This is a genomic window from Desulfopila aestuarii DSM 18488 (assembly GCF_900143695.1).
In the GTDB taxonomy this organism is placed as follows: Bacteria; Desulfobacterota; Desulfobulbia; order Desulfobulbales; family Desulfocapsaceae; genus Desulfopila; species Desulfopila aestuarii.
This window is the reverse complement of the sequence record NZ_FRFE01000016.1, coordinates 55,540-74,943: the sequence shown is the minus strand read 5'-3', so window position 1 is coordinate 74,943 and position 19,404 is coordinate 55,540. Positions and strand designations below refer to the sequence as shown.

12 protein-coding genes are annotated in these 19,404 nt (G+C 50.3%); 7 read left to right on the top strand and 5 right to left on the bottom strand.

The window, feature by feature from the left end; translation table 11 throughout:
* Positions 1 to 105: 105 nt before the first annotated feature.
* Positions 106 to 876, bottom strand: coding sequence for a LuxR C-terminal-related transcriptional regulator (locus tag BUF15_RS15660; protein ID WP_143170737.1), 771 nt, complete (start codon positions 874 to 876; stop codon positions 106 to 108).
* A gap of 575 nt (positions 877 to 1,451) precedes the next feature.
* On the opposite strand from BUF15_RS15660, the gene BUF15_RS15655 reads away from it, so the two are divergent.
* Complete coding sequence (locus BUF15_RS15655) at positions 1,452 to 1,712, top strand: hypothetical protein (protein WP_143170736.1); 261 nt, start codon at positions 1,452 to 1,454, stop codon at positions 1,710 to 1,712.
* 579 nt (positions 1,713 to 2,291) lie between these two features.
* Here BUF15_RS15655 and BUF15_RS15650 read toward each other — a convergent pair.
* From BUF15_RS15650 to BUF15_RS15640, 3 genes are all read right to left on the bottom strand, one after another.
* Positions 2,292 to 8,177 carry a choice-of-anchor D domain-containing protein gene (locus tag BUF15_RS15650; RefSeq protein ID WP_073614644.1) on the bottom strand — a complete coding sequence of 1,962 codons (5,886 nt, stop codon included), beginning with the start codon at positions 8,175 to 8,177 and terminating at the stop codon, positions 2,292 to 2,294.
* A gap of 775 nt (positions 8,178 to 8,952) precedes the next feature.
* On the bottom strand, positions 8,953 to 9,621 hold the full coding sequence (locus BUF15_RS15645; protein ID WP_073614643.1) for a response regulator: 669 nt from the start codon (positions 9,619 to 9,621) through the stop codon (positions 8,953 to 8,955).
* A gap of 12 nt (positions 9,622 to 9,633) precedes the next feature.
* The gene (locus tag BUF15_RS15640; RefSeq protein ID WP_084554054.1) at positions 9,634 to 11,187 is read right to left on the bottom strand and encodes an ATP-binding protein; all 1,554 of its coding nucleotides are present in this window, start codon (positions 11,185 to 11,187) and stop codon (positions 9,634 to 9,636) included.
* 258 nt (positions 11,188 to 11,445) lie between these two features.
* Between BUF15_RS15640 and BUF15_RS15635 the strand changes: the two genes are divergently transcribed.
* The 6 genes from BUF15_RS15635 to BUF15_RS15605 all read left to right on the top strand — a co-directional run bounded on the left by BUF15_RS15635 (position 11,446) and on the right by BUF15_RS15605 (position 16,316).
* Positions 11,446 to 12,141 carry a response regulator transcription factor gene (locus BUF15_RS15635; RefSeq protein WP_159441311.1) on the top strand — a complete coding sequence of 232 codons (696 nt, stop codon included), beginning with the start codon at positions 11,446 to 11,448 and terminating at the stop codon, positions 12,139 to 12,141.
* Positions 12,142 to 12,283: 142 nt separating this feature from the next.
* Complete coding sequence (locus BUF15_RS15630; protein WP_073614641.1) at positions 12,284 to 12,763, top strand: EF-hand domain-containing protein; 480 nt, start codon at positions 12,284 to 12,286, stop codon at positions 12,761 to 12,763.
* A 405-nt stretch (positions 12,764 to 13,168) separates the two neighbouring features.
* Positions 13,169 to 13,522 carry a hypothetical protein gene (locus BUF15_RS15620; RefSeq protein ID WP_073614639.1) on the top strand — a complete coding sequence of 118 codons (354 nt, stop codon included), beginning with the start codon at positions 13,169 to 13,171 and terminating at the stop codon, positions 13,520 to 13,522.
* Between the two features lie 270 nt (positions 13,523 to 13,792).
* Positions 13,793 to 14,056 carry a hypothetical protein gene (locus BUF15_RS15615; protein ID WP_200802399.1) on the top strand — a complete coding sequence of 88 codons (264 nt, stop codon included), beginning with the start codon at positions 13,793 to 13,795 and terminating at the stop codon, positions 14,054 to 14,056.
* Between the two features lie 76 nt (positions 14,057 to 14,132).
* Positions 14,133 to 14,558: a hypothetical protein gene (locus BUF15_RS15610; protein WP_073614638.1), complete on the top strand. Its 426-nt coding sequence runs from the start codon at positions 14,133 to 14,135 to the stop codon at positions 14,556 to 14,558.
* A gap of 18 nt (positions 14,559 to 14,576) precedes the next feature.
* A complete protein-coding gene (locus BUF15_RS15605) occupies positions 14,577 to 16,316 on the top strand; it encodes an FAD-dependent oxidoreductase (protein WP_073614637.1) in 1,740 nt (579 codons plus the stop codon).
* A gap of 151 nt (positions 16,317 to 16,467) precedes the next feature.
* Here the strand turns inward: BUF15_RS15605 and BUF15_RS15600 are convergent, their stop codons facing one another.
* A complete protein-coding gene (locus tag BUF15_RS15600; protein WP_084554050.1) occupies positions 16,468 to 19,356 on the bottom strand; it encodes a PAS domain S-box protein in 2,889 nt (962 codons plus the stop codon).
* Positions 19,357 to 19,404: the final 48 nt, after the last annotated feature.

Genomic DNA, 19,404 nt, shown 5'->3' with positions numbered 1-19,404 from the left:
CTGGAGGTCTGAAGCACTGTCGGTCCTTGCAACGCCTTGCGGGACCGACAGTGTTTTCAAATTGTTTTCACTTCTTTTCTCAATTTCTCATATTCGGGCAGTTCCCTATAACAAGCCATATTTAAAGGCGATCTTGGCAAGCTCTACCACCGAGTTGCATTGGAGCTTCTTTAAGAGATTGCGTCGATGAGTGTCGACGGTATACGGACTGATGAACAGTTCCTTCGCTATCTCTTTGCTCCGCTTTCCTGCAGCCAGGTTTCTCAAAATATCCAGTTCCCGGCCCGTTACATCACTTAATGGTGTGGTGATCGGGTTGTACACTTTCGAGAATATCGTTTCGTACACAGCGTTGTTGCGAAAAATTTTGCTTGAAAGACGTAACGGGAGGACCTCTTCATTATCCAGCACGATGATGTTGCCGAGAATGAGCGTGGCTAAACCATTTTCGTCCACTTCAAGCACATAGAGCTGCTCCATGAGATTTATATACTCGCCGGTCTTGCGTTTGAATCTATAATTATATTGAGTGAGGATCTGTTGTTTCTCTTGTTCATCAGCCTGGGAGATAACATCCATGCCGTCTGGATACATCTGGTTGACGATGATATCGATTTCTTCGGGATGGAGACATTGTAAAAATAGTCCAATGCCTTGTTGAAGAAACTCCTCATTGGTATAACCGGATACATTTTCCTGCAGCCGCCCCATAAAATGATAGGTGTGGGAAGGTGACTCCGCCACATAGAAAAACGAGGCGGAATCTGGAAGGAATGTATCAATGGTGGTCTGTTGCTCGATATGCTTCTGAATGGTTTCGCCTTTGACCAGGCCAGTTCCGAAAAGATCTTTATATGCCTGAAGATATTGTCGCATACCGATGAAAATCTCCGTTTTCTGCAGCAAATTACTCAATTTTGAGTATGGAATCTGACAAGCCTATCGTATATCCTGCGTCGTGACCAAGTCATATTTTTTAAGAATTCCCAGCCTAACATACAGAAGACTTTACTGAAACTGTTGTTGGAAATAAACGACATTTTCATCAAGCGGTAATGTCTGAAATCCGCAGAATGCATGGTCGGATAGTTCCACGGCAGCGCGTTGGATATCGCCGGTCAGGTAGTTCTGCAACAGACGAGTCTTTATAGCTGCTATTGCATGAAACGACTCCCTAAAGGTCATCGCTCAATGAGGTAATTCCATGAACCAACTGCAACAATATATAGTTCTTTTCTGGTTACTCCCTGTTCTTGTCCAGATCGTTTTGCCATTACTGCTCTTTGCTCTTCATTTGCCCAAGTTCGTCATGGGGGAAAAAACAGATTCGATCCCTGCAATCCCCCGAGTATATATTTCGTAATATTGATGAATTAAGAACATGGTGGGTGAAAGTTGTCAGGAGATTCTCGCATTATCTTGAGAAAGACTCGTTAAAAGGTCAAACAGTTATGAAGCATCCGATTGGATATTTTGAGGTAACTTCTTCGGGGAAGGCTCCGCAATTGGTTATTGTTAGTCAGGAAATGAGCGTAACTGACCAAAATGTGATTGTCGCATCTCGAAAAATATTCACATTGAACACTGAAAATGGCGAAGAGATCTTCCCGACAAAAGATTCTCAAACATTCAGTAAAAAAGATGGAACATTGTTTAGAAAGTTGGGATTGTGCCGGGTCAGTGGTGGTTCTCGTAATCGCATTGAGTATTGATTGTCGAGAACCCAGGTTGCGTGATAGTGTATGAAAAATGTACGATGAGATCTTGAAAAATCAGATGTAAAGCTTACGCCCAAAAGAAATGGACCAACGCTGCGCCTTCGATACCTCAGAATATGATTCTTGCTGGTTCGATCGCAGATAATCCGTCGGTCACGACAGATTTGGTTCACCAGCAGACCTCGAGTGAGAACTCGTCCTGGGTTTAGCTGGAATGCTGTTGAGTACCTGAAATTCCACAGTGCCTTAAATTAAGTACCTGGTCTTGTAGGGGTGTGTTGCGGTGGAGAACCGTCTTGCCCCTTGGCCTCAGCTCTTGCCATTACTTCACATGGGCTGAAAGGTTTACAGATGTAGTCATCCGTCCAGAATTCCAATCCAGGCAACCGGTCGAATCGTACTATTAATGATAATCTTGAGACTGGCAAAGGGTCAGGTGGGAGTAATTGACTCTCACCTGACCCTTCTTTATCTAAGGGGTGAACCCCTTTTTTCTCTAGGACTGCCTCGATCTTGCGTTTCCCTTGTAGGCATGAGAACGACAACTTGAGGCTTAGTTGTCTTTACAGCCCCTTAAATGGAAGCGTTTTGCTTTCTGCTTCCATTCCTGCGACTATAGATAATCCCTGCCAAACCGCTGCCGAAAAGGAGGAGAGTGGTCGGTTCAGGAACGGGATCGGCTGACCCAGTGACATAGGCCCGGAAGGTAAGATCAATCGGACCCAGGGCATAATCAGCAAAGCCTGCCAGTGAGCTGTAGGGGTTGAGGGTGATGGTACGTTCATAGAGGCCAAGTGTGAGTTGGGAAGTGTCCAGCTCAACCCACAGACCACTTTTTACATCTCCAGCCCTCAGATCGGCAAAATCGCTCATGCCGATAATGCTAAAGGCACCGAGGCCGAGATGGGTAAAGTAGCCGCCCAAGTCGTCTGCTGGTCCGGTTGCACTGTTTTCAACACCGATTTCATCTCTTAGCATCCCCCCAAGATCACTGAACAGAAAGCTGCCGAAGTCTAGCGTATAGGCAATACCTCCTCCAGTCAGTGTCGCATTGTCATATGTGTCGGCAAGGTCAATGATGAGGGCTTTGGCGAGGTTATTTACTGTGCCGGAAAGGGCAATGGTTGTCAGGCCGAGATCTTCGTCTGTCAAGTAATCATTTCGGCTGGCAAAACCCATTCTGGCTGTCCCTGAGTACACGCCTGCAGTGGTGGTATCCATTTTCAATTCGACTCCAGCTGATTCGCCCGAGGCGAGGCCGGGTATAGAGAGAGAGGATAGAGTGAATGGCGCATCTGCAGTGGCGGAGGTCTGGATAAGTCTGTCCACCAAATCTCCAGACGCTGTATTTTGCACGGTGACCAGTTGGGCAATATCTGTTCCTATGCGGACGGTGCCAAAATCGATGGCATCGGTGACAGTGGCCTCTGCCAGGTCAAAGACGGAGGAGGTGACATCGATATTTTGGCTGGTAAGGGCAATATTTTCACCCAGCCCGAATTCCTGGCCGTTTGACATGTAGTCGATATTGATGCCACCAGAGAATTTACCTGACTGGCCGGTATCGGCGTAGACAATCATCGTGGCTGTTTCGCCAGCTTTCAAGGCAATCACTTCATTACCGGATAGAGCGTTGATACCGTCACCAGTGTAGCTTGCCGAGACATCAAGGGACTCGGAGTACCCATCAGTAGGTGCTGTGTTGTCAACCTGTACCTCTTGGCTGATCGTATCCCCAACCCTGGAGAAGAAAGTTAACGAACTGGCAGAGGTCGCTCCTTCAGCGAGCCTGAAGACCTCGGCGCTCAGCGTGACATCCTGCGACGGTAGGGCTGTTATACCAAGATCGCTTGAGCCTTGGCCGTTAGAGGTGAAAGCCAGGGTTACCGTGCCCTCCTGGTGGCCGGCAATTGATGTATCACCCATGGAGACCATCATCGATGCTGTATCATTACTGCCTGGAGTAAGTAGATCGATCTTGCCCGATGCAAAGGCGTTGCCGGTCACCCCACCGATGACGGCATCAAGGGCTTCGGAATAGCCGTCATTTGGAACATCGTTTGTAATCGAAAGGGTCTGTTGCGGGCTGCTGGAATCAGCACGGATATTGCCGAGGTCGATGGTTGTTTCGCCAATGACGGGATTGGCGTACCGGTAGACGTCGGCCAGGGTTGTAATGGTTGCAAGGATATTCACCTCTTCACCACCGATCGCTTCGGTACCGAAGCCAAAGCGCGTTCCGTCGGAAAACAGGTTGACTGTCGCATTGCTGTTGATGCTGCCTGCGCTGCTGGTGTCGAGACCGACAGTGAGTGCCGTCGAGGATGTACCGGCAGCAAGACCGGTGACGCTGCCGCCAAGGGTGATCCCGTCGATGGATGAAGAAGAATCCCACCCGGCGTTAAGATAGTCGGTAAAGGCGGCATCGGCAGCAGTGCGGCTGTTGGTGACCAGAACGGTCTCTTTATCGACGACCTGGCCCACATGGACATTACCGAAATTCACCACATCCTGTACTTCGCCGCTCGCCAGTTGCGTGACGGTGGTTGCCAGGCGGATAACCTGGTCATCGAGGGGAGTTTGGCCGAGAGCGTTTATGCCGTCACCATCAGATATGAAGCCGACTGTTGCGGAGCCCTCGACCAGGCCGAGGATTGATGTATCGAGGCTGACAGACATCGCCTGGCTGGAGGTGCCTGCATCAAGGTTGTCGATGTTGCCGGAGGTGGAGAGATTGGTGCTATTATCAGAAAAGGCGGCGTCAAGTTTTTCCGAATAGCCGTTGGCAGCGGCGTTGTTGGAAATGGTCAGTACCGCGTCCACCGCATCATTGACCCTTACATACTCCGGTGTTGCGGAAAGGCTTACTCCTGCCTGGGCATAATCAAAGACCGTGCCGGTCACAGTGATCTCTTCCTGACCGAAGTCTTCGGCAGTATAGCTCACTGTCCCGTCGGTCTGGAGCAGAACCTTGGCCGTGCCGGACTTTTCACCTGATGAGGATGCGTCTATGCCGACCTGCATGGTCGAGGCGTCGGTGTCGCCTGCTGCAAGCGAACTGATGGGGCCGCCAATGGTTATCGCATTGCCGGTGGTACCGTTGAACAGCGCATTGGCACCGTCAGAGCCGCTTGTGGCCACGTTGGTGATGGCAATACCATTTGTTATCGTATCCCCGGTGTGCATCTCGCCAAGGCTGACGGCGGTGTTGTCAATATAGGGGACCGCCCGGTGTGTGATGACCGAGTTGCCAAGGACAAAATCGGCAACAAAGCCATTTTCCGGATTAGTTGAGTGCATTTCCATGGCTATCTGGATATTCAGGGGACCGGCTATGGAGATAGCACTGGTGTCGATCTCCATAGTCTGGTCCTTGAAGAAGGCGATCGCATCGGCTGAGTTGTTGAATGTCCGTGTCAGTGCATTGATGGTTGTGTTTTCGACCTTGACCTTGAAGGTTATTGACGTGTCATCGCTCTCCGTAAAGCCATTCCCAAGCACTTGCGGAGACATGGATCCCAGCAGCAGCTTCTGGGTGCCGCTGGTATATTTTCTGGTATCAACTGTGAAATCTATAGTACTGTTGTACTCATGGTCGGTTGCACTACCGTCAGGAGATCCAGCGCCGCCAAGGACCCCATAGCCGATCACATCCGAATTGAACCCGCTTGAATGGAAGACCGTTGCGCCGTCACCGATATTGAAATTGGCCAGTACCCCACTGTCACGTGTTACAGGGACCAAAACCGAATTGTCAGGTGTGGCAGTGGCAAAGGCCGAGGCCTGCTGTCCCGCCGTGGTGCTGACAGAGGAGAGGTCAGCGCCGTACGACGCCCGGGATTGTGCGGTGCTGCTGCTACCGACCTCTGCCGTGGCGGTTGTTTTTACCTGGGTGACAAGGCCTGAGACAGCGCTTGAGCTGGCACTGCTATTGACTTTTCCCGAAGTGCCGGAACCAGTTGCTGTAGCAATGGCCGAGCCACTCTGCCCCTGGGTTGAATCGAGGTACGCTTCTCCGCCATGGCCAGCAGTCGCTGTGGCAGAGACAGCGATTTCGCCGCCAGCGCTTAAGCCGGTGGCGGTGGCTATGGCATTGCCACCATCTCCGCCAGTAAAACCTGCGCCTTGGCCATGGCCACCGCTGCCAGCCCAGGCATTGGCGTTTGAGCGGAGGATTTGCGTGCCACTGCTGTTCTTTTCAGCGTACGATGTGGAAGTAGCGTCACCGCCATCACCGCCAGTGGCGGACCCTCCAATGGCAATACCTCCATGGCCGCCACGGGCGTCATCATTGGCGACCGTGTACTGATCGCCTGCGGCAATAGCCGTTGAGATGCTGTCACCCTTGCCGCCAGCGCCTGCATTGGAGAACGTGCTTCCTCCGCCAGCCCCGCCCATGGCCTGGGAATACGCTGAGACATGACCGCTATTATCAGTATCGATGCTTTCAGCCATCGCTCGCATGGTCGCATCGCCGCCATTTCCGCCCACACCACTTCCATAACCATATCCACCTGCGCCTCCTTGTCCTGAAGTGTCGGCGCTGGCTGCATAGGTATTTGGTGAAAGTGTGCCTGTATTAGTTACAGAAACACTGCCCAAAGCGTCGCCGCCCTTGCCACCGTTGGCAGCATTGCCAGCCAGACCGCGACCGCCGTCACCACCAAAAGTGCTTGCGGTCCCATAGGCCGTACCGGAATCACTGCTGACTACGGTTTCGGCTGTGCTTATGGCTCCGTTGCCTGCGTATCCGCTGGTGCCGCGGTCGCCACCGTTTCCACCATTGGCGACGGTGTTCACCGTTACAACTGCCGCCTGATTTTCATCATGGGTGACAGATGACAAGGCGCTTCCTGCTTCTCCGGTGTTGCCGGTCCCATAAACCCGGCCGCCATTGCCGCCGTATGCGGTCTGGCTGAGGATGAGATGGCCCGTTGTTGACCCCGTAACCTTGTCGACAAGTGACACCGCTGCACCATTTCCGGCTTGGCCATTAACGGCAGCACCGCCGTGGCCGCCAACGCCCTTTGCGGTTACCTCAACAATATTTCCACCAATAGATTGTCCGGTACTGGATACTTCAACCCCACCGCCATCACCGCCCGTTCCGTTAAACGATGCGTTACCGCCAGCCCCTCCGGTGGCTGTCACATCCACATCGACCCGGCCTGCTGCAGATGCCCCACCACTCAAGGTGGAAGTGGCAAAGCCGCCATTGCCGCCATTGCCAGAGATGTTTTGGATCCCACTGACTGCAGCTCCTCCGACTCCGCCGGAGGCTATCTGGACGATTTGAAGGTTGCCGATATTTGTCCCCGATGCTGCATCAACCAAGGTGGCCTCGCCGCCTGCACCGCCATCGGCACCATTTGTGCCTTGGCCACCACGGCCTCCTGTGGCAGTAGCCCAACTATCAGCTGCACCGGAACTATTGCCCGTCACCGATGATGTGGCTGTGGAAGTGCCGCCATCTCCGCCACTGAATCCGACCCCATAGCCGACACCACCAGTACCACCAACACTGTTGGCGCGGGCTGAGCTACCCATAGTGCTGCTAAATAGCTGGTTGGCTTGTGCTGTTGCGCTGGAATTGCCGCCATAACCGCCATTACCAGAAGTGCCCGAAATGTTGCCTCCAGCTCCACCGAACGTGGTGGCGCCAGCTGAAGTCTGCTGGTTGCCTGAGGAGGTTGCCGTGCTCAGACTGTAAGCATCTCCCCCATTGCCAGCTGTACCGTTTTCAGCAAAGTTAACGCTTCCTCCTTCTCCACCTGTTGATGTACCTGTTGCGACTACGTCATGAATGTTATTGATATTTTGAGAGTTGGCTGATGTTATAGCGTGTGCATATCCTCCTGCCCCGCCTGAGCCGGAACCGTAACTGTCACCACCACTACCACCTATTGCTATCCCGGTTGTTTTCGTCCACCCGGATGGACCAGTTTGTGTCGCACTCGTTGAAATATAACTGTCACCACCGCTACCGCCATTTCCTGCCAAACCATCACTGCCGTTGCCGGTTGCCTGGCCGCCATGCCCACCATTGCCGCCCTTGCCACCGTTGCTTTCAGCATGAGCCGTTGTGTCTCCGCCGGCGACGTCAGTATCGGCTACTGCCGTCGATTCACCACCGTCACCACCGTCGCCACCGTTGCCACCGTCGGCGTTAGTTCCACTGCCGTCTCCGCCATCGCCTCCCGTTCCGCCAGCCCCTCCGGTAGCAAGCGCGGAGTTGTTGGGGTCCCCGGATGTGGCTGCCGTAATGATGATATTCTCGCCGTTGCCACCTGCGGTGCCATCGGTTCCCGGATTGCCGCTGGTCCCATCGATGCCTGGGATGCCGGCAGCACCAGTTAGTGTGACAGTGTCCGCCCACCCTGAATGGGACAGGGGGGATAAGACGAGCAGCGTTGAAGAAAGTGCAATAGTCGATCGGAGAATTTTTCGAGATTTGTTCATGGTTTATTGCCTGCAGATTTCGAGATCAGGGATGTCTTTTCCCAGTGATGTTGCATGGCAACACTTCCCGTGTTGTCATGCTGCCCTCCCCTAAAAAAAATATTTTCCTTAAAAACGTAAGCAAAACGGCGAGTTACTAGCAAATAGCATGCCACGAATGGTCAGGGGTGGAAGTTTTGTTAGATTTGGGAAAGGCGATCCTTCAATTGTCTAGGCATATTGCATCTTTGAACTGATTTTGTTTCGACGATGCTGGTTGGTAAACATGCACCGGATAAACTCAATGTGTTGTCGCGAGATCGTTATTCTGAGGATGTTAATTCCGTAAATGCGAATATTTACGGTGTGCATTGGAGAAATCTCATATGAAGTGAGAAGTAGGAGGGGGAAGATGGGATGAGGCTCATGCATGCCTTGAGAGTGGTAAGGATATTATGCCTTACAAAAGATGCTGCTGTGAGCTTCAGGTTTTGGATTCTCTAGCAATGATGTTTGTCCCAAATGAGTTTTTGGCATCGACACTTGCTCGCATTTCTCATTTGCTATTGGTATTTCAGTGCGCTCGGCAAATACCAGTGAACATTCTGGATTTCCGGAAAAAAAGGGCTGGAAAAGATGGATCCGTCAAGGGGTGAAAGGGCACCGCTCAGGCCCAATGTTCCCACCCAACAATGTCTTCTAACGGCGTTACTTTTGTTCGTTGGCAATCACAGTCGCTTGATACGATTGTCAAACGCTTATCCGTAAAGATAAGCATTGGGCCAAAAGGGAGAGTTTACGGAGCCTCATACTTATATCCCACCCCATAGACCGAGTGGATCACCTCAATATCCGGTGTAACGGCAGAAATCTTCCTTCTCAACTTTTTGATATGGCTGTCGATGGTTCGGTCGCAGACAATTCGCCGGTCATTGTAGATCCGGTCCATCAGCTGGTCTCGATTGAGAATTCGTCCCGGCTTTGCCGCAAGGATGCTGAGCAGCTGAAATTCCACCGCACTTAAGTCAAGCACCTGGCCCTGAAGGGTCGCTAGATAGCGCTCTTCATCAAGATGCAGGAAAGTGCTGTCATCCTGCAGGGTGGCGCTGCGACGGAGAACGGCTTTGACTCTTGCCACAACTTCACGTGGGCTGAAGGGTTTACAGATATAATCATCTGCCCCGAATTCCAACCCCAGCAACCGGTCGATTTCTTCGACGCGGGCCGTGACCATGATAATCGGCACAGCGGAAAATTTGCGGATCTCCTTGCAGATATCCAGGCCATCTTTGCCAGGGAGCATCAGGTCAAGAAGAATAAGTGCCGGCAGGCTTTCCCGTACCCGGGCGGTCACCAATAGCCCATCTTCCAGACATTCAGTTGCAAAACCGGCTTGCTGTAGATAATCCCGGTGCAGGTTCGCTAGTCTTTGCTCGTCCTCAACTATCAATATTGTCTGCTTCATGGAAAAACCTTGTCAGGAATGTAGGGGGAGGTCAATGGTAATTTTGAGTCCACCGAGGGGGGAGGGGTATGCTGCTATGCTGCCCTGGTGCGCTTCGGCGATGTTTTTACAGATTGCCAGGCCGAGCCCGGCCCCGCCACTTTTACGATTACGGGACGAATCCAGCCGGTACAAACGATCAAAGAGTTTGGGAAGCTGCTTATCGCCCACTCCCGGTTTTGAATCTTCAAAGGTGATCTGAATTCCTTCTTTCGTCGCCACCATTCGAATCTCAAGCCTTCCCGGTGCGTCTGTATAACGCAAACTGTTTTCCAGTAGATTTGTGAACAATTGTTGTAATCGATCGGGGTCCCCTAGCATCGATCTATCAAAATCACTCAGCAGGTATGGAAGAATGACCAAGCCTTTGTTTGAAAAACGCGTTTCAAACATTTCGAGTGTCCCTTGCAAAATGCCAAGGGGATTCAAATCAGTTCTTTTGTAATTGAGTGCACCGATATCGGACATTGAAAGTTCATAGAGGTCACCGACCAGCCGCTCCAGATGCAATATTTCGCCATGCAATCCTTCGATGTTTTTCGGTTCAAGCTTGCGAACGCCATCTTGCATTGCTTCGACTTCACCTCGTAACACCGCAAGGGGGGTACGTAACTCATGGGAGATATCTGCGACCCACTGACGTCGTGCCTCTTCATTTTTTTCCAGAGTCATGGCGAGAATATTAAAATGCTCTGAAAGCCGCCCCAGTTCATCGCCTGACGAAACTCCAATACGCGTTTTGAATACTCCGGCAATGAGTTTGTCTGTTCCGGCAGAAAGGGCCTTGATCGGGCGCAGCAGATGGCTGGTGAGTGGATAGGCCAGCAACAGCGAAAATACCACCATGATGAGTGTTACCAGGACAAACGACTCTTTTTGCTGTTCAACAAAACGCAAATCTCCGGAGTCGGAGAGCTCCTGAAGCGGCATTAGGCCGAGGTAGCCGATGATATTTCCCTTATATTGAAAAGGATGCATGACGAAGTTATCGACTCCACCCGGAGGGCCACCAATCATCCATTTTTTATTACTGTCGAAAAGGGCTACCCGTGGGCCGAAGATTTTCCCGTCATTCGGGGGCGGTGCCGGATGCAGAGAGGATTCCGGTCGCATCCTCCGGTCCGGTGCCCCTTTCTCTTTGCCAATCGCGGGCAGTGCCCGTACAGGACCACTGTTATGGAGTCGACGCGATAACGGGTCACTTTCTGTGACGGTACGGACCCAGAGCTTGTGGTTGTTCTCCATGAACTTCCAGTTTTCATGCTCTGCATAGTACAATGTTAGTTTTGATGCGAGCCGCTGTATCTGCTCGATTTCCTGGTTTTTTACATAGTTGAGAAAGCCGCGGTCAAAACTCCACTGAAGGAAAAAAAACAGCACCGCTGCGACCGCAACACTGGTGATAAGCAGGGTCAGGAAAAGTTTATGTCGAATCTGTAATCGCACATCAATCCCGAGGTTGAGATGAGTTTTGCCCAAAAAGAGGAAAATCCACGGTCGGTGGTGTATTCCTTTCGGTGTTTGCATCCATATAATACGACCTCATTGTGGAAGAAATGTGGAATGTGGATGTTATTTTTATGTGATAGAGACCAGTTGGCAGAAGATGTTAGCATGGTAAAAAGCCGTAAAAGTCAAGTGTTATACGTTTTACTATAAATCCGTAAAAGATTGATGAGAGAAGTTTTGCTTTCCATATTTCTTTCACATTGTCTGTCTAATGTTACTTCCAGGCTTGAAGCGATTCTCTCAGTTAACCAAAAACATCACCAAAAGTTGAAGGGTATGCAGAGCTGGAAAATTCTATTACTCACCCCGCAATCGTCATCTTTAGCAAAATTAAAGAGCATGCTGGTAGACGAAAATATCCGGGTGGAGCATGCTGAGTGTCGCGAGTCGTCGATTGCCCAAATCAGCACAGCGCCGCCTCATATGATCGTGCTTGAATGTGCAGAACAAGGTGTCGTCGATCTGCTCTATTGCCAGAAAATTCGTTATCTCTATAAAGGCCTATTGGTCCTGCTTTCTGACCTTGATAAGGCCAACTTTCAGATCTTTGCCCTGAATCTGGGCGTTGATGCTTCTTTTTCGCGATCTACTGACGTTGTGCTGATACGGGCGAACCTTTTGTCACTTCTGCGACGCTTCATGCCACCCACGCCTGTTGGACAGTTGGAGTTCGATGGTTTGGTTCTCGATCTGAACCGCAGAGATGCAATTGTCGGTGACAGCGCCGTAAATCTTTCTACCGTAGAATTCGATATTTTTTATCATCTGGTACAAAAACCAGGTTGTGTTGTCTCCCGTGATGAGATCCACAGAAAGGTATATAAAGCTGAATATAACGGTTACGATCGCAGTATTGATCTCTATATCTCACGTATTCGCCAGAAAATCGGAGATTCGCTCAGTTCTCCAATTTTCCTGAAAACCGTGCGGGGCGCAGGTTACCAGTTTATTGGCACAGCCCATTCGGACTAATACTCACCGCGCTCCTGATACATACTGTTACATGTATGTTACCTCATCACTATAAACGCACCTGTTGTTGCATCCGAAAGATTCCCCATGGGATAGGTGCTTTGCCTTTAATTCAGCACAGAATAATTCCGAGGAGGTTGATATGGTCAGTAGCATAAGCAGCATGAACAGCGCTGTGTCGATGATGCGCAGTAACAGTATGCAGAGACAGCCCCCACCGCCGCCGGCGGATAAGGATGTCTTCAAACTCTCAGACACCGACAGCAATGGCGTGGTCTCCGGAACTGAACTGGACACGCTTGTTAAGGGTATCGAGGAAGTAACCGGAAAGACGATTGATCCTGATACACTAGCCGGTTTTGACACAGATCAGGATGGCGGTCTGAATGGTAAAGAACTCCTGAGCTTGATGCAGAAAAATGGTTTTTCGGTTCCAGAGATAATCAACTCCGAAAGCGAGGGAACAGGTATACGCCCGCCACCACCGCCACCCCCTACAGAACAGGCGCTGTCCGCCTATGCCAAGAACACTGGAGACGATATGCTGTCTCAGCTCATGGACCTATTGCAGAGCGGGGCGTCGGAGAATAATGGTACGACTTCGGTTGATGTGACGTCATAGGGTAGGCGGTTCATCGTTTCATATCTTCGGTAGAGAACAATGGTTGCAGTATTCCCATGGCAGAGACCTATCCTTGTTTTTCGTGGTGTACTGTGATCATTGTTTCTGTTTTTCTCTTTTCGCTATGGTCATAGCGCATCCAAGCATTTTTTGAAAAAATGGCGGGAGCCGTCTGGTCGTGAGGAAATATCTGTATATGACAAACCCTCCCTGACCATATCTCTACACACTTCCATATTTCCTCCATATTTGCTCCTCATTCACGAGCTACAACTGTTTCTCAAAGAACAGCATGTCAGGTTCTCCGGAACCGTCTCTTCTCCCCCCCTCCCTCTCTCAGGTGCCGGAGAACCAGGCATGCTGTTTAACAACTACAGATTAAACGTTTGTTGCAAGGAACAGTAAATGACTACTCGAGGCAGGATATCGCAAATCATTACAGCCTTGATGTTACTTTTTCTCGCAGACCTTTCCGGTTGTGCAAATACCGAGAGTAGTGACATCGGTCGTAGCCAGCCGCCTCCGCCTGGCATGAACAATGGTGGTCGTTCTATGCGCAAGGGAGCTCCTCCAGAAAGAAGAGAAACCACCTACGCTGAACAGAAAACCCAAACTCCGTCTGAAGAAGCATTTGCGGCCTGCGAAGGAAAACTCGTGGGAGATTTTGTCACATTTATTGACTCAAGAGGCAAAACAATCTCCGCAATATGTCAGGAGGATCACGATCATCTGGTCGCTATTGCTCATGAAAAAAGATAGCGACGTTTCGTTAATAGCATAAAAACTTCACTTACCACGTGCCAAACACATGTCAGGTTCCCCGGTGCCCTCCCTCCAGAGTCCCCCACTCTCATCTCCAGCACCGGGGAGCCTGATCTGTCTTAAGAGATGTCGTTCATCTTTCACATTTCCTCCCTAATTGCTGCGCAATTACTCGGTAAAAGAAACACCAGACAGTCACCATCAAGAGAAATGGTGGGAATCACAACGTCATTTTCGACAATCAAAAGAACGACAAGGAGACACACAATGAAAAATCTGAAAGCGCTGAAATGTTCTGCGATCCTGATACTACTGGTCTTGATGCCGGTCGCCGGATGTGCCGAAAACAGTAATCGTGAATCTAAAAGAGGTCCTCAAGGTCCGCCTCCGGAAGCAATTGATGCGTGTAAAGACAAACAGGAAGGCGATAGCGTTACATTCACCGGTCGTCGAGGAGAATCTCTCAAGGCAACCTGTAAGGCTATGCAAGGCATACTCGCAGCTGTACCTGAAGGCCACGTACGAAATTAAGCACTTGCAGGAGTGGGCTGTCTGTGCAGTCTGCTCCTTCGTCATTCCTGTTAGAAGAGAGAGGTCCAAAAGAGATATGAGACGAAGTTATCACGCAGTGCAGTATGACGATACCGAACAGCACGAGAGCATACTTGGAATCGTTATATTACTTCTGCACCCATTTGTTATTGTGTTTCCTCGCTATTATGAACATGGACTCGATCCGGGCGGGGCATTTGTCATTATGGTTACTACGCTGACCAGCACAGGTGTTGTGCTTGGTCTTATCTCATGGTTGCTCCTACTCACTCTTGGGTTAACCACCTTTTTCAGGAAAAACTTCCTTATTCGATATGTCACCTGGCAGAGACTACACAGGATTTTAGCACTTTCGTTCCTCATTACAGCGAGTTGGCATGCAATTGACCTCGGCCGGCATACTGGTATTGGTATGTCGATGCTGCTTGTACTGTTTGGCTGTTGCGGGATGATCATATTTTTCAACAGAACTCGTTCGTAATCTCTTGAGGGGCAGAATATGAAGTCATTTGACAGAAAGTGCAATCTCACCCGCCGTCAATTCATGGCCATTACAGGTGGTGCCGCTTCCATTGCAGCGTTTTCAGCCATTGGTCTTTCTATGGAAAGACGGAATTATACGCCCAATATAAGTGAAATAGATCTGGGCGATATGCGTTCTGTAGATCTTGAAACCGACGTGCTGGTGGTAGGGAGCGGTATGGCCGGAGTCTTTGCCTCAGTAAAGGCGCATGATGCCGGTGCCAGGGTATTGGTGGTCTCTAAGGGACGACTCGGTGCATCTGGACAGGCACCATTTGCCCGTGGAATTTTTTCCTATGATCCAAAGACAGCAACAATGTCCATCGACGAATTTGTTGCGGCAGTATCTCATTCGGCGATGGGCACGAATAATCCGGTCTTTACCCGGCAAATGGCTATCCATTCGTTTGATCGTGTACAGGAACTGAAGGAGTGGGGCTTTTTCAATTCCCCGCTCTACCACGACGCATTCAAAAAGCCCATTGAGGAACGCAAAATTCGGGTCATCGAACGTGTCATGCTGACCCATTTGGTTGAGGTGCAGGGCAGGGTTGTCGGAGCAGCTGGTTTCAGCATGGATGATACCCAGTTGTATTGTATCACGGCTAAGAGTGTTATTCTCTGTACGGGCGCAGGCGGATTTAAGCCTAACGGATTTCCGATTTGCGATCTCACCCATGACGGGACGATGATGGCCTATGAAATCGGGGCAGAAATTACCGGTAAGGAGTGGAATGACGGGCACCCTTCCAACCTTGAAAATCCGGCATCTGTATATGATCAATGGGGTGGGATGTTCAAAAGTGTACCGCATACAACCAACATCGGAGTCTGCCATAATCTTGGGGTTGAGCTCAATTACAGTGTCTATATGCAGGGGCCCATGCATGACGAATCTGATCAGCCATTCTTTCATAGAGAGAAAGTCGCAGGAGGTCCGCAACGCCCCTCAGGCTTCGCTAATCCCGATGGGCCGCCACCGCCACCCCCCGGAAGTGCTGGCGAAAGAAAAGGGCCTCCTCCGGGAATGGGCGGAATTCCATCTGGCGGTGCTTCTGCCGGGATGTCGATCCATAAAGCGGAAGGCCTTGTGCCGCTAAGTGAGAGGTGTGATACATCAATTCCCGGACTGTTTGCTGCCGGGGATGCCCTTGGCTCGCATATGGCTGGAGGAATCTATACACAGAACGGGTCATCGTTGGCAGGCTCGGCGGTACAGGGGGCAATAGCCGGTGAATCAGCAGCTGCTTATGTGGAAGGCATGCCGTTACCTCGCGTGACAAAAAACAAATGGCAGCAGATTGAAGAGCAGATGCTTGCTCCGTTGAAAAGAGAACGGGGTTACAGCCCCGCCTGGGTAACCCAGACGCTTCAGGGGATTATGATCCCAAATTTTGTGCTCTATATCAAAAAAGAGAAGATGATGCGTGCGGCACTTGCCTATATCGAGGAGCTGCGGGAGCATCACCAGCCACTGCTTCGGGCCGCTGATATGCATGAGCTCCGGCTTGCCCATGAAACAGCAAACATGCTTCTCAATGCAGAGATGAAATTGCGCGCATCGCTTTTTCGACAAGAAAGCAGATGCAGTCACTTCAGACTTGATTGCCAGGCCGTTGACAACAAGAACTGGGATTGCTGGATACATATTTTTAAGGGCAAAGAAGGTCAAATGATACTGAAAAAGCAGCCATTTTCGGCATGGTCTGCTGGATGACTGGACCGAAGAATTGGAACGTGCCTCCTTTACCGGTACCGCATGACAGGAAAATGTCCTTGAGGCAGATGAATTTCACCAATGCTTCAGACCTAAACTCTTGCATGAAAAAATACCGGGAAATACAACCTCTAACCGGGTGATTATAGGTTCACGCGAGATCGATCATTAGAACTTCTCGCACTTTCTTGCTGAGATCAGCCATGGAAAATGGTTTCTGGATGAAGTGGACCCCCTCGTCGAGAACCCCATGATGGGCAATAACATCGGCTGTATAGCCGGACATGAAGAGGCGTTTGAGATTGGGATGCAAAGATAGCAGGTTTTTTGCGAGATCCTTGCCGTTCATTTCAGGCATGACGACATCGGTGATGAGTAGATGGATTTTGCCCGTATAATCGCGGGCAAGACGAATGGCATCGCCTGGAGTCACAGCAGTCAGCACTTTGTAACCCTGCTGTTCCAGCATTATTGCGGTCATGTCGAGGATCATCTGTTCATCTTCAACGAGAAGAACTGTTTCGTCACCCTGTTCTTCAGCGGCAATTGTGCTGCTCGTCTTTTGGGGCAAAGCAGTGGAGGTACGTTTCGGCAGGTAAATTGTGAAAGTCGTTCCTTGACCAGGCTCGCTATCAACATGTATGAGGCCACTGTTCTGCTTGATAATTCCATAGATAGTCGCAAGGCCCAGCCCGGTGCCTTTCCCCACCTCTTTGGTGGTGAAGAAAGGCTCAAACAGCTGTGCCTTTGTTTCCTGGGCCATGCCGCAGCCATTGTCATTGACAACGAGCAGAACGTAATCTCCTGGTACAAAGCCTGAATGTGTCGAGCAGTAGAGTTTGTCGAGGACAGCTGTACCAGTCTTGATGGTAATTGTGCCGGTACTGGTGATAGCGTCTCTGGCGTTGATGCAGAGGTTTACAAGAATCTGGTCTATCTGGGTGGGATCGATTTTAACCATCCCCATAGTCTCGCCCGGTATCCAGGCGAGCTCAATGTCCTCGCCGATAAGACGACGCAGCATGCTCAACATGCCGCTGACGGTCTCATTGAGATCGAGCACTTGAGGCGTGACCGTCTGTTTGCGGGCGAATGCCAGAAGTTGCTTTGTCAGGTTGGCGGAATGCCTGGCTGCCTTGCTGATTGCCTGAAGACTTGCATAAAGCGGCTTATCTGGTTCCATATGCTGGAGTGCCAGGTCGGTATGGCCAAGAATGACCCCAAGCATATTGTTAAAATCATGGGCAACTCCACCCGCCAATCGACCTACAGATTCCATTTTCTGCGCTTGCGTCAGTTGCTGCTGCAGCCTGGTCTTTTCCTCCTCTTGTTGTTTTCGCTCGGTGATGTCGTTAAAGAGTACAGCCACTTTGCCCTGTGACATCTGAAAGACATACACTTCAAAAGCACCGGATATTTCGCCATCATTAAACGTAATCTGCTCAGTTCGCCAGTTTTCTCCATAGAGAGCAGCACGACGGTAGCGATATGGAATTTCGGTCTCCTTGAGTGGTGGAAAAGCATCTTCAAGTGTCATGCCGACAAAATTTGCATTGTCAACACCAAGCATTTTGTCGGCGGCGGGGTTTGCACCGATGAAGATCAGACGGTCGTTGTCCTGCAGTTCGTACATGTGGATGCCCATGGGCGACTCGTGCACGATATTGCGAAAAGTTTCTTCACTTTGCTGTAGTTCTTTCTCCGCCTTCTTTCGATCAGTGATGTCTCGGGCAACGGCATAGATGAAATGACCTTCAGGTGCCCTCGAACACCATTCTATCCATCGGTAACTGCCGTCTTTGCACCTGTAGCGGTTTTGAAAATATTCAGTGTTCTTCCTATCTTCAAGCCTGGCCATTTCGTTAAGAGTCGTCTCGATATCGTCCGGATGCACCAGGTCTAAAAAACTCCTGCCGACAAGTTCGTCTTCGGAATACCCCAGACTTTTCTGCCATTGAGAATTGACCTTTACAAAATGGCCATGTGTTGTGGCAATGCAGAGAAGGTCGAGGCTCAGATTAAAGTACCGCTCAAGTTCCTGGTTCTTTTCCTGCAGCGCCTGTTCCATCGCTTTTTGCTCGGTGATATCATTTCCGACACAAAGAATATCGACGACCTCACCGACGGCATTGAAAGAAGGCTTATTGGTCCAGGAAATCCAGGCATGCGTGCCGTCACGGCGAACATTTTCGAATTCGTAGGTTTTATGGAGTTCAGACAAGTTTCCGATATAGTCAGTGAAAGCATGCAGATCTGTGTTGGCCGGGTCAGTGGCTTGGAGGATAGTCCCCACCACATTTCTCCCGATGATTTCGTCGGCGGTATAACCAAAAAAACGCTGAGCGAATTCATTCATGAACAGGATCCTGCCTTGACCGTCCATTCGCAAAATAATGCTGTTGGCATTTTCCACTAACTCACGGTATTGCTCTTCACTCTTTTGCAGCTTGTCGAGAAACCGCTTTCTGTCAATAGCCACCGCAATATGATGAGAGACTGCCACCAGAATCTGTAGATCAGATTCATTATACAACAAGCCGTCAGTGTAACTTTGTACAGCAATAACACCAATAACCTCGTCGCGAATGAAAAGCGGACTGCCCATCCAGACAAGCGGCTGCGACCCCCGTATGCCATTTTGTGAAGCACGCCTCTGCAGGGCCTCGGTTCGCATCAGCAATGGTTTGCGCTCTTTGACGAGAAGACCGGTGAGTGATGTGCTGGTATCGAAATCACTGATAGAAGGATAGACTCGGTCTACTGTGTCGACATGATAGGGAAAATATAAGGTTTGCTGCCTGCTGTCGACAATGGCAATGAAGAAATTGGTGACATCGATAACGCTACCGAGCACCATATGTATGGTTCTATACAGTTCGTTAAGATCTTCTGTTGTATTGACCGCGTCGGCAATAGCGAAAAGAACCCGGTTGATTTCTTCGGCATAGCTGGAGGCTGGTGCCAATGAGGATGATGAGTCGTGTCCTTTGGGCTGCTTCCTCTCCGACTCTTGCGTCTTTCTCGTGCTGTGATCAACCATAGGGTTTTATGCTTTCTGTGGCTGTCTCTTATTACCGTTCATATCTTT

Excerpts from the sequence above, each read along its gene's own strand:
- BUF15_RS15640 (WP_084554054.1), bottom strand. The coding sequence starts at position 11,187 with ATGCAAACACCGAAAGGAATACACCACCGACCGTGGATTTTCCTCTTT.
- BUF15_RS15630 (WP_073614641.1), top strand. The coding sequence starts at position 12,284 with ATGGTCAGTAGCATAAGCAGCATGAACAGCGCTGTGTCGATGATGCGC.
- BUF15_RS15615 (WP_200802399.1), top strand. The coding sequence starts at position 13,793 with ATGAAAAATCTGAAAGCGCTGAAATGTTCTGCGATCCTGATACTACTG.
- BUF15_RS15600 (WP_084554050.1), bottom strand. The coding sequence starts at position 19,356 with ATGGTTGATCACAGCACGAGAAAGACGCAAGAGTCGGAGAGGAAGCAG.
- BUF15_RS15655 (WP_143170736.1), top strand. The coding sequence starts at position 1,452 with ATGAAGCATCCGATTGGATATTTTGAGGTAACTTCTTCGGGGAAGGCT.
- BUF15_RS15610 (WP_073614638.1), top strand. The coding sequence starts at position 14,133 with ATGAGACGAAGTTATCACGCAGTGCAGTATGACGATACCGAACAGCAC.
- BUF15_RS15620 (WP_073614639.1), top strand. The coding sequence starts at position 13,169 with ATGACTACTCGAGGCAGGATATCGCAAATCATTACAGCCTTGATGTTA.
- BUF15_RS15645 (WP_073614643.1), bottom strand. The coding sequence starts at position 9,621 with ATGAAGCAGACAATATTGATAGTTGAGGACGAGCAAAGACTAGCGAAC.
- BUF15_RS15605 (WP_073614637.1), top strand. The coding sequence starts at position 14,577 with ATGAAGTCATTTGACAGAAAGTGCAATCTCACCCGCCGTCAATTCATG.
- BUF15_RS15650 (WP_073614644.1), bottom strand. The coding sequence starts at position 8,177 with ATGAACAAATCTCGAAAAATTCTCCGATCGACTATTGCACTTTCTTCA.
- BUF15_RS15635 (WP_159441311.1), top strand. The coding sequence starts at position 11,446 with ATGCAGAGCTGGAAAATTCTATTACTCACCCCGCAATCGTCATCTTTA.
- BUF15_RS15660 (WP_143170737.1), bottom strand. The coding sequence starts at position 876 with ATGCGACAATATCTTCAGGCATATAAAGATCTTTTCGGAACTGGCCTG.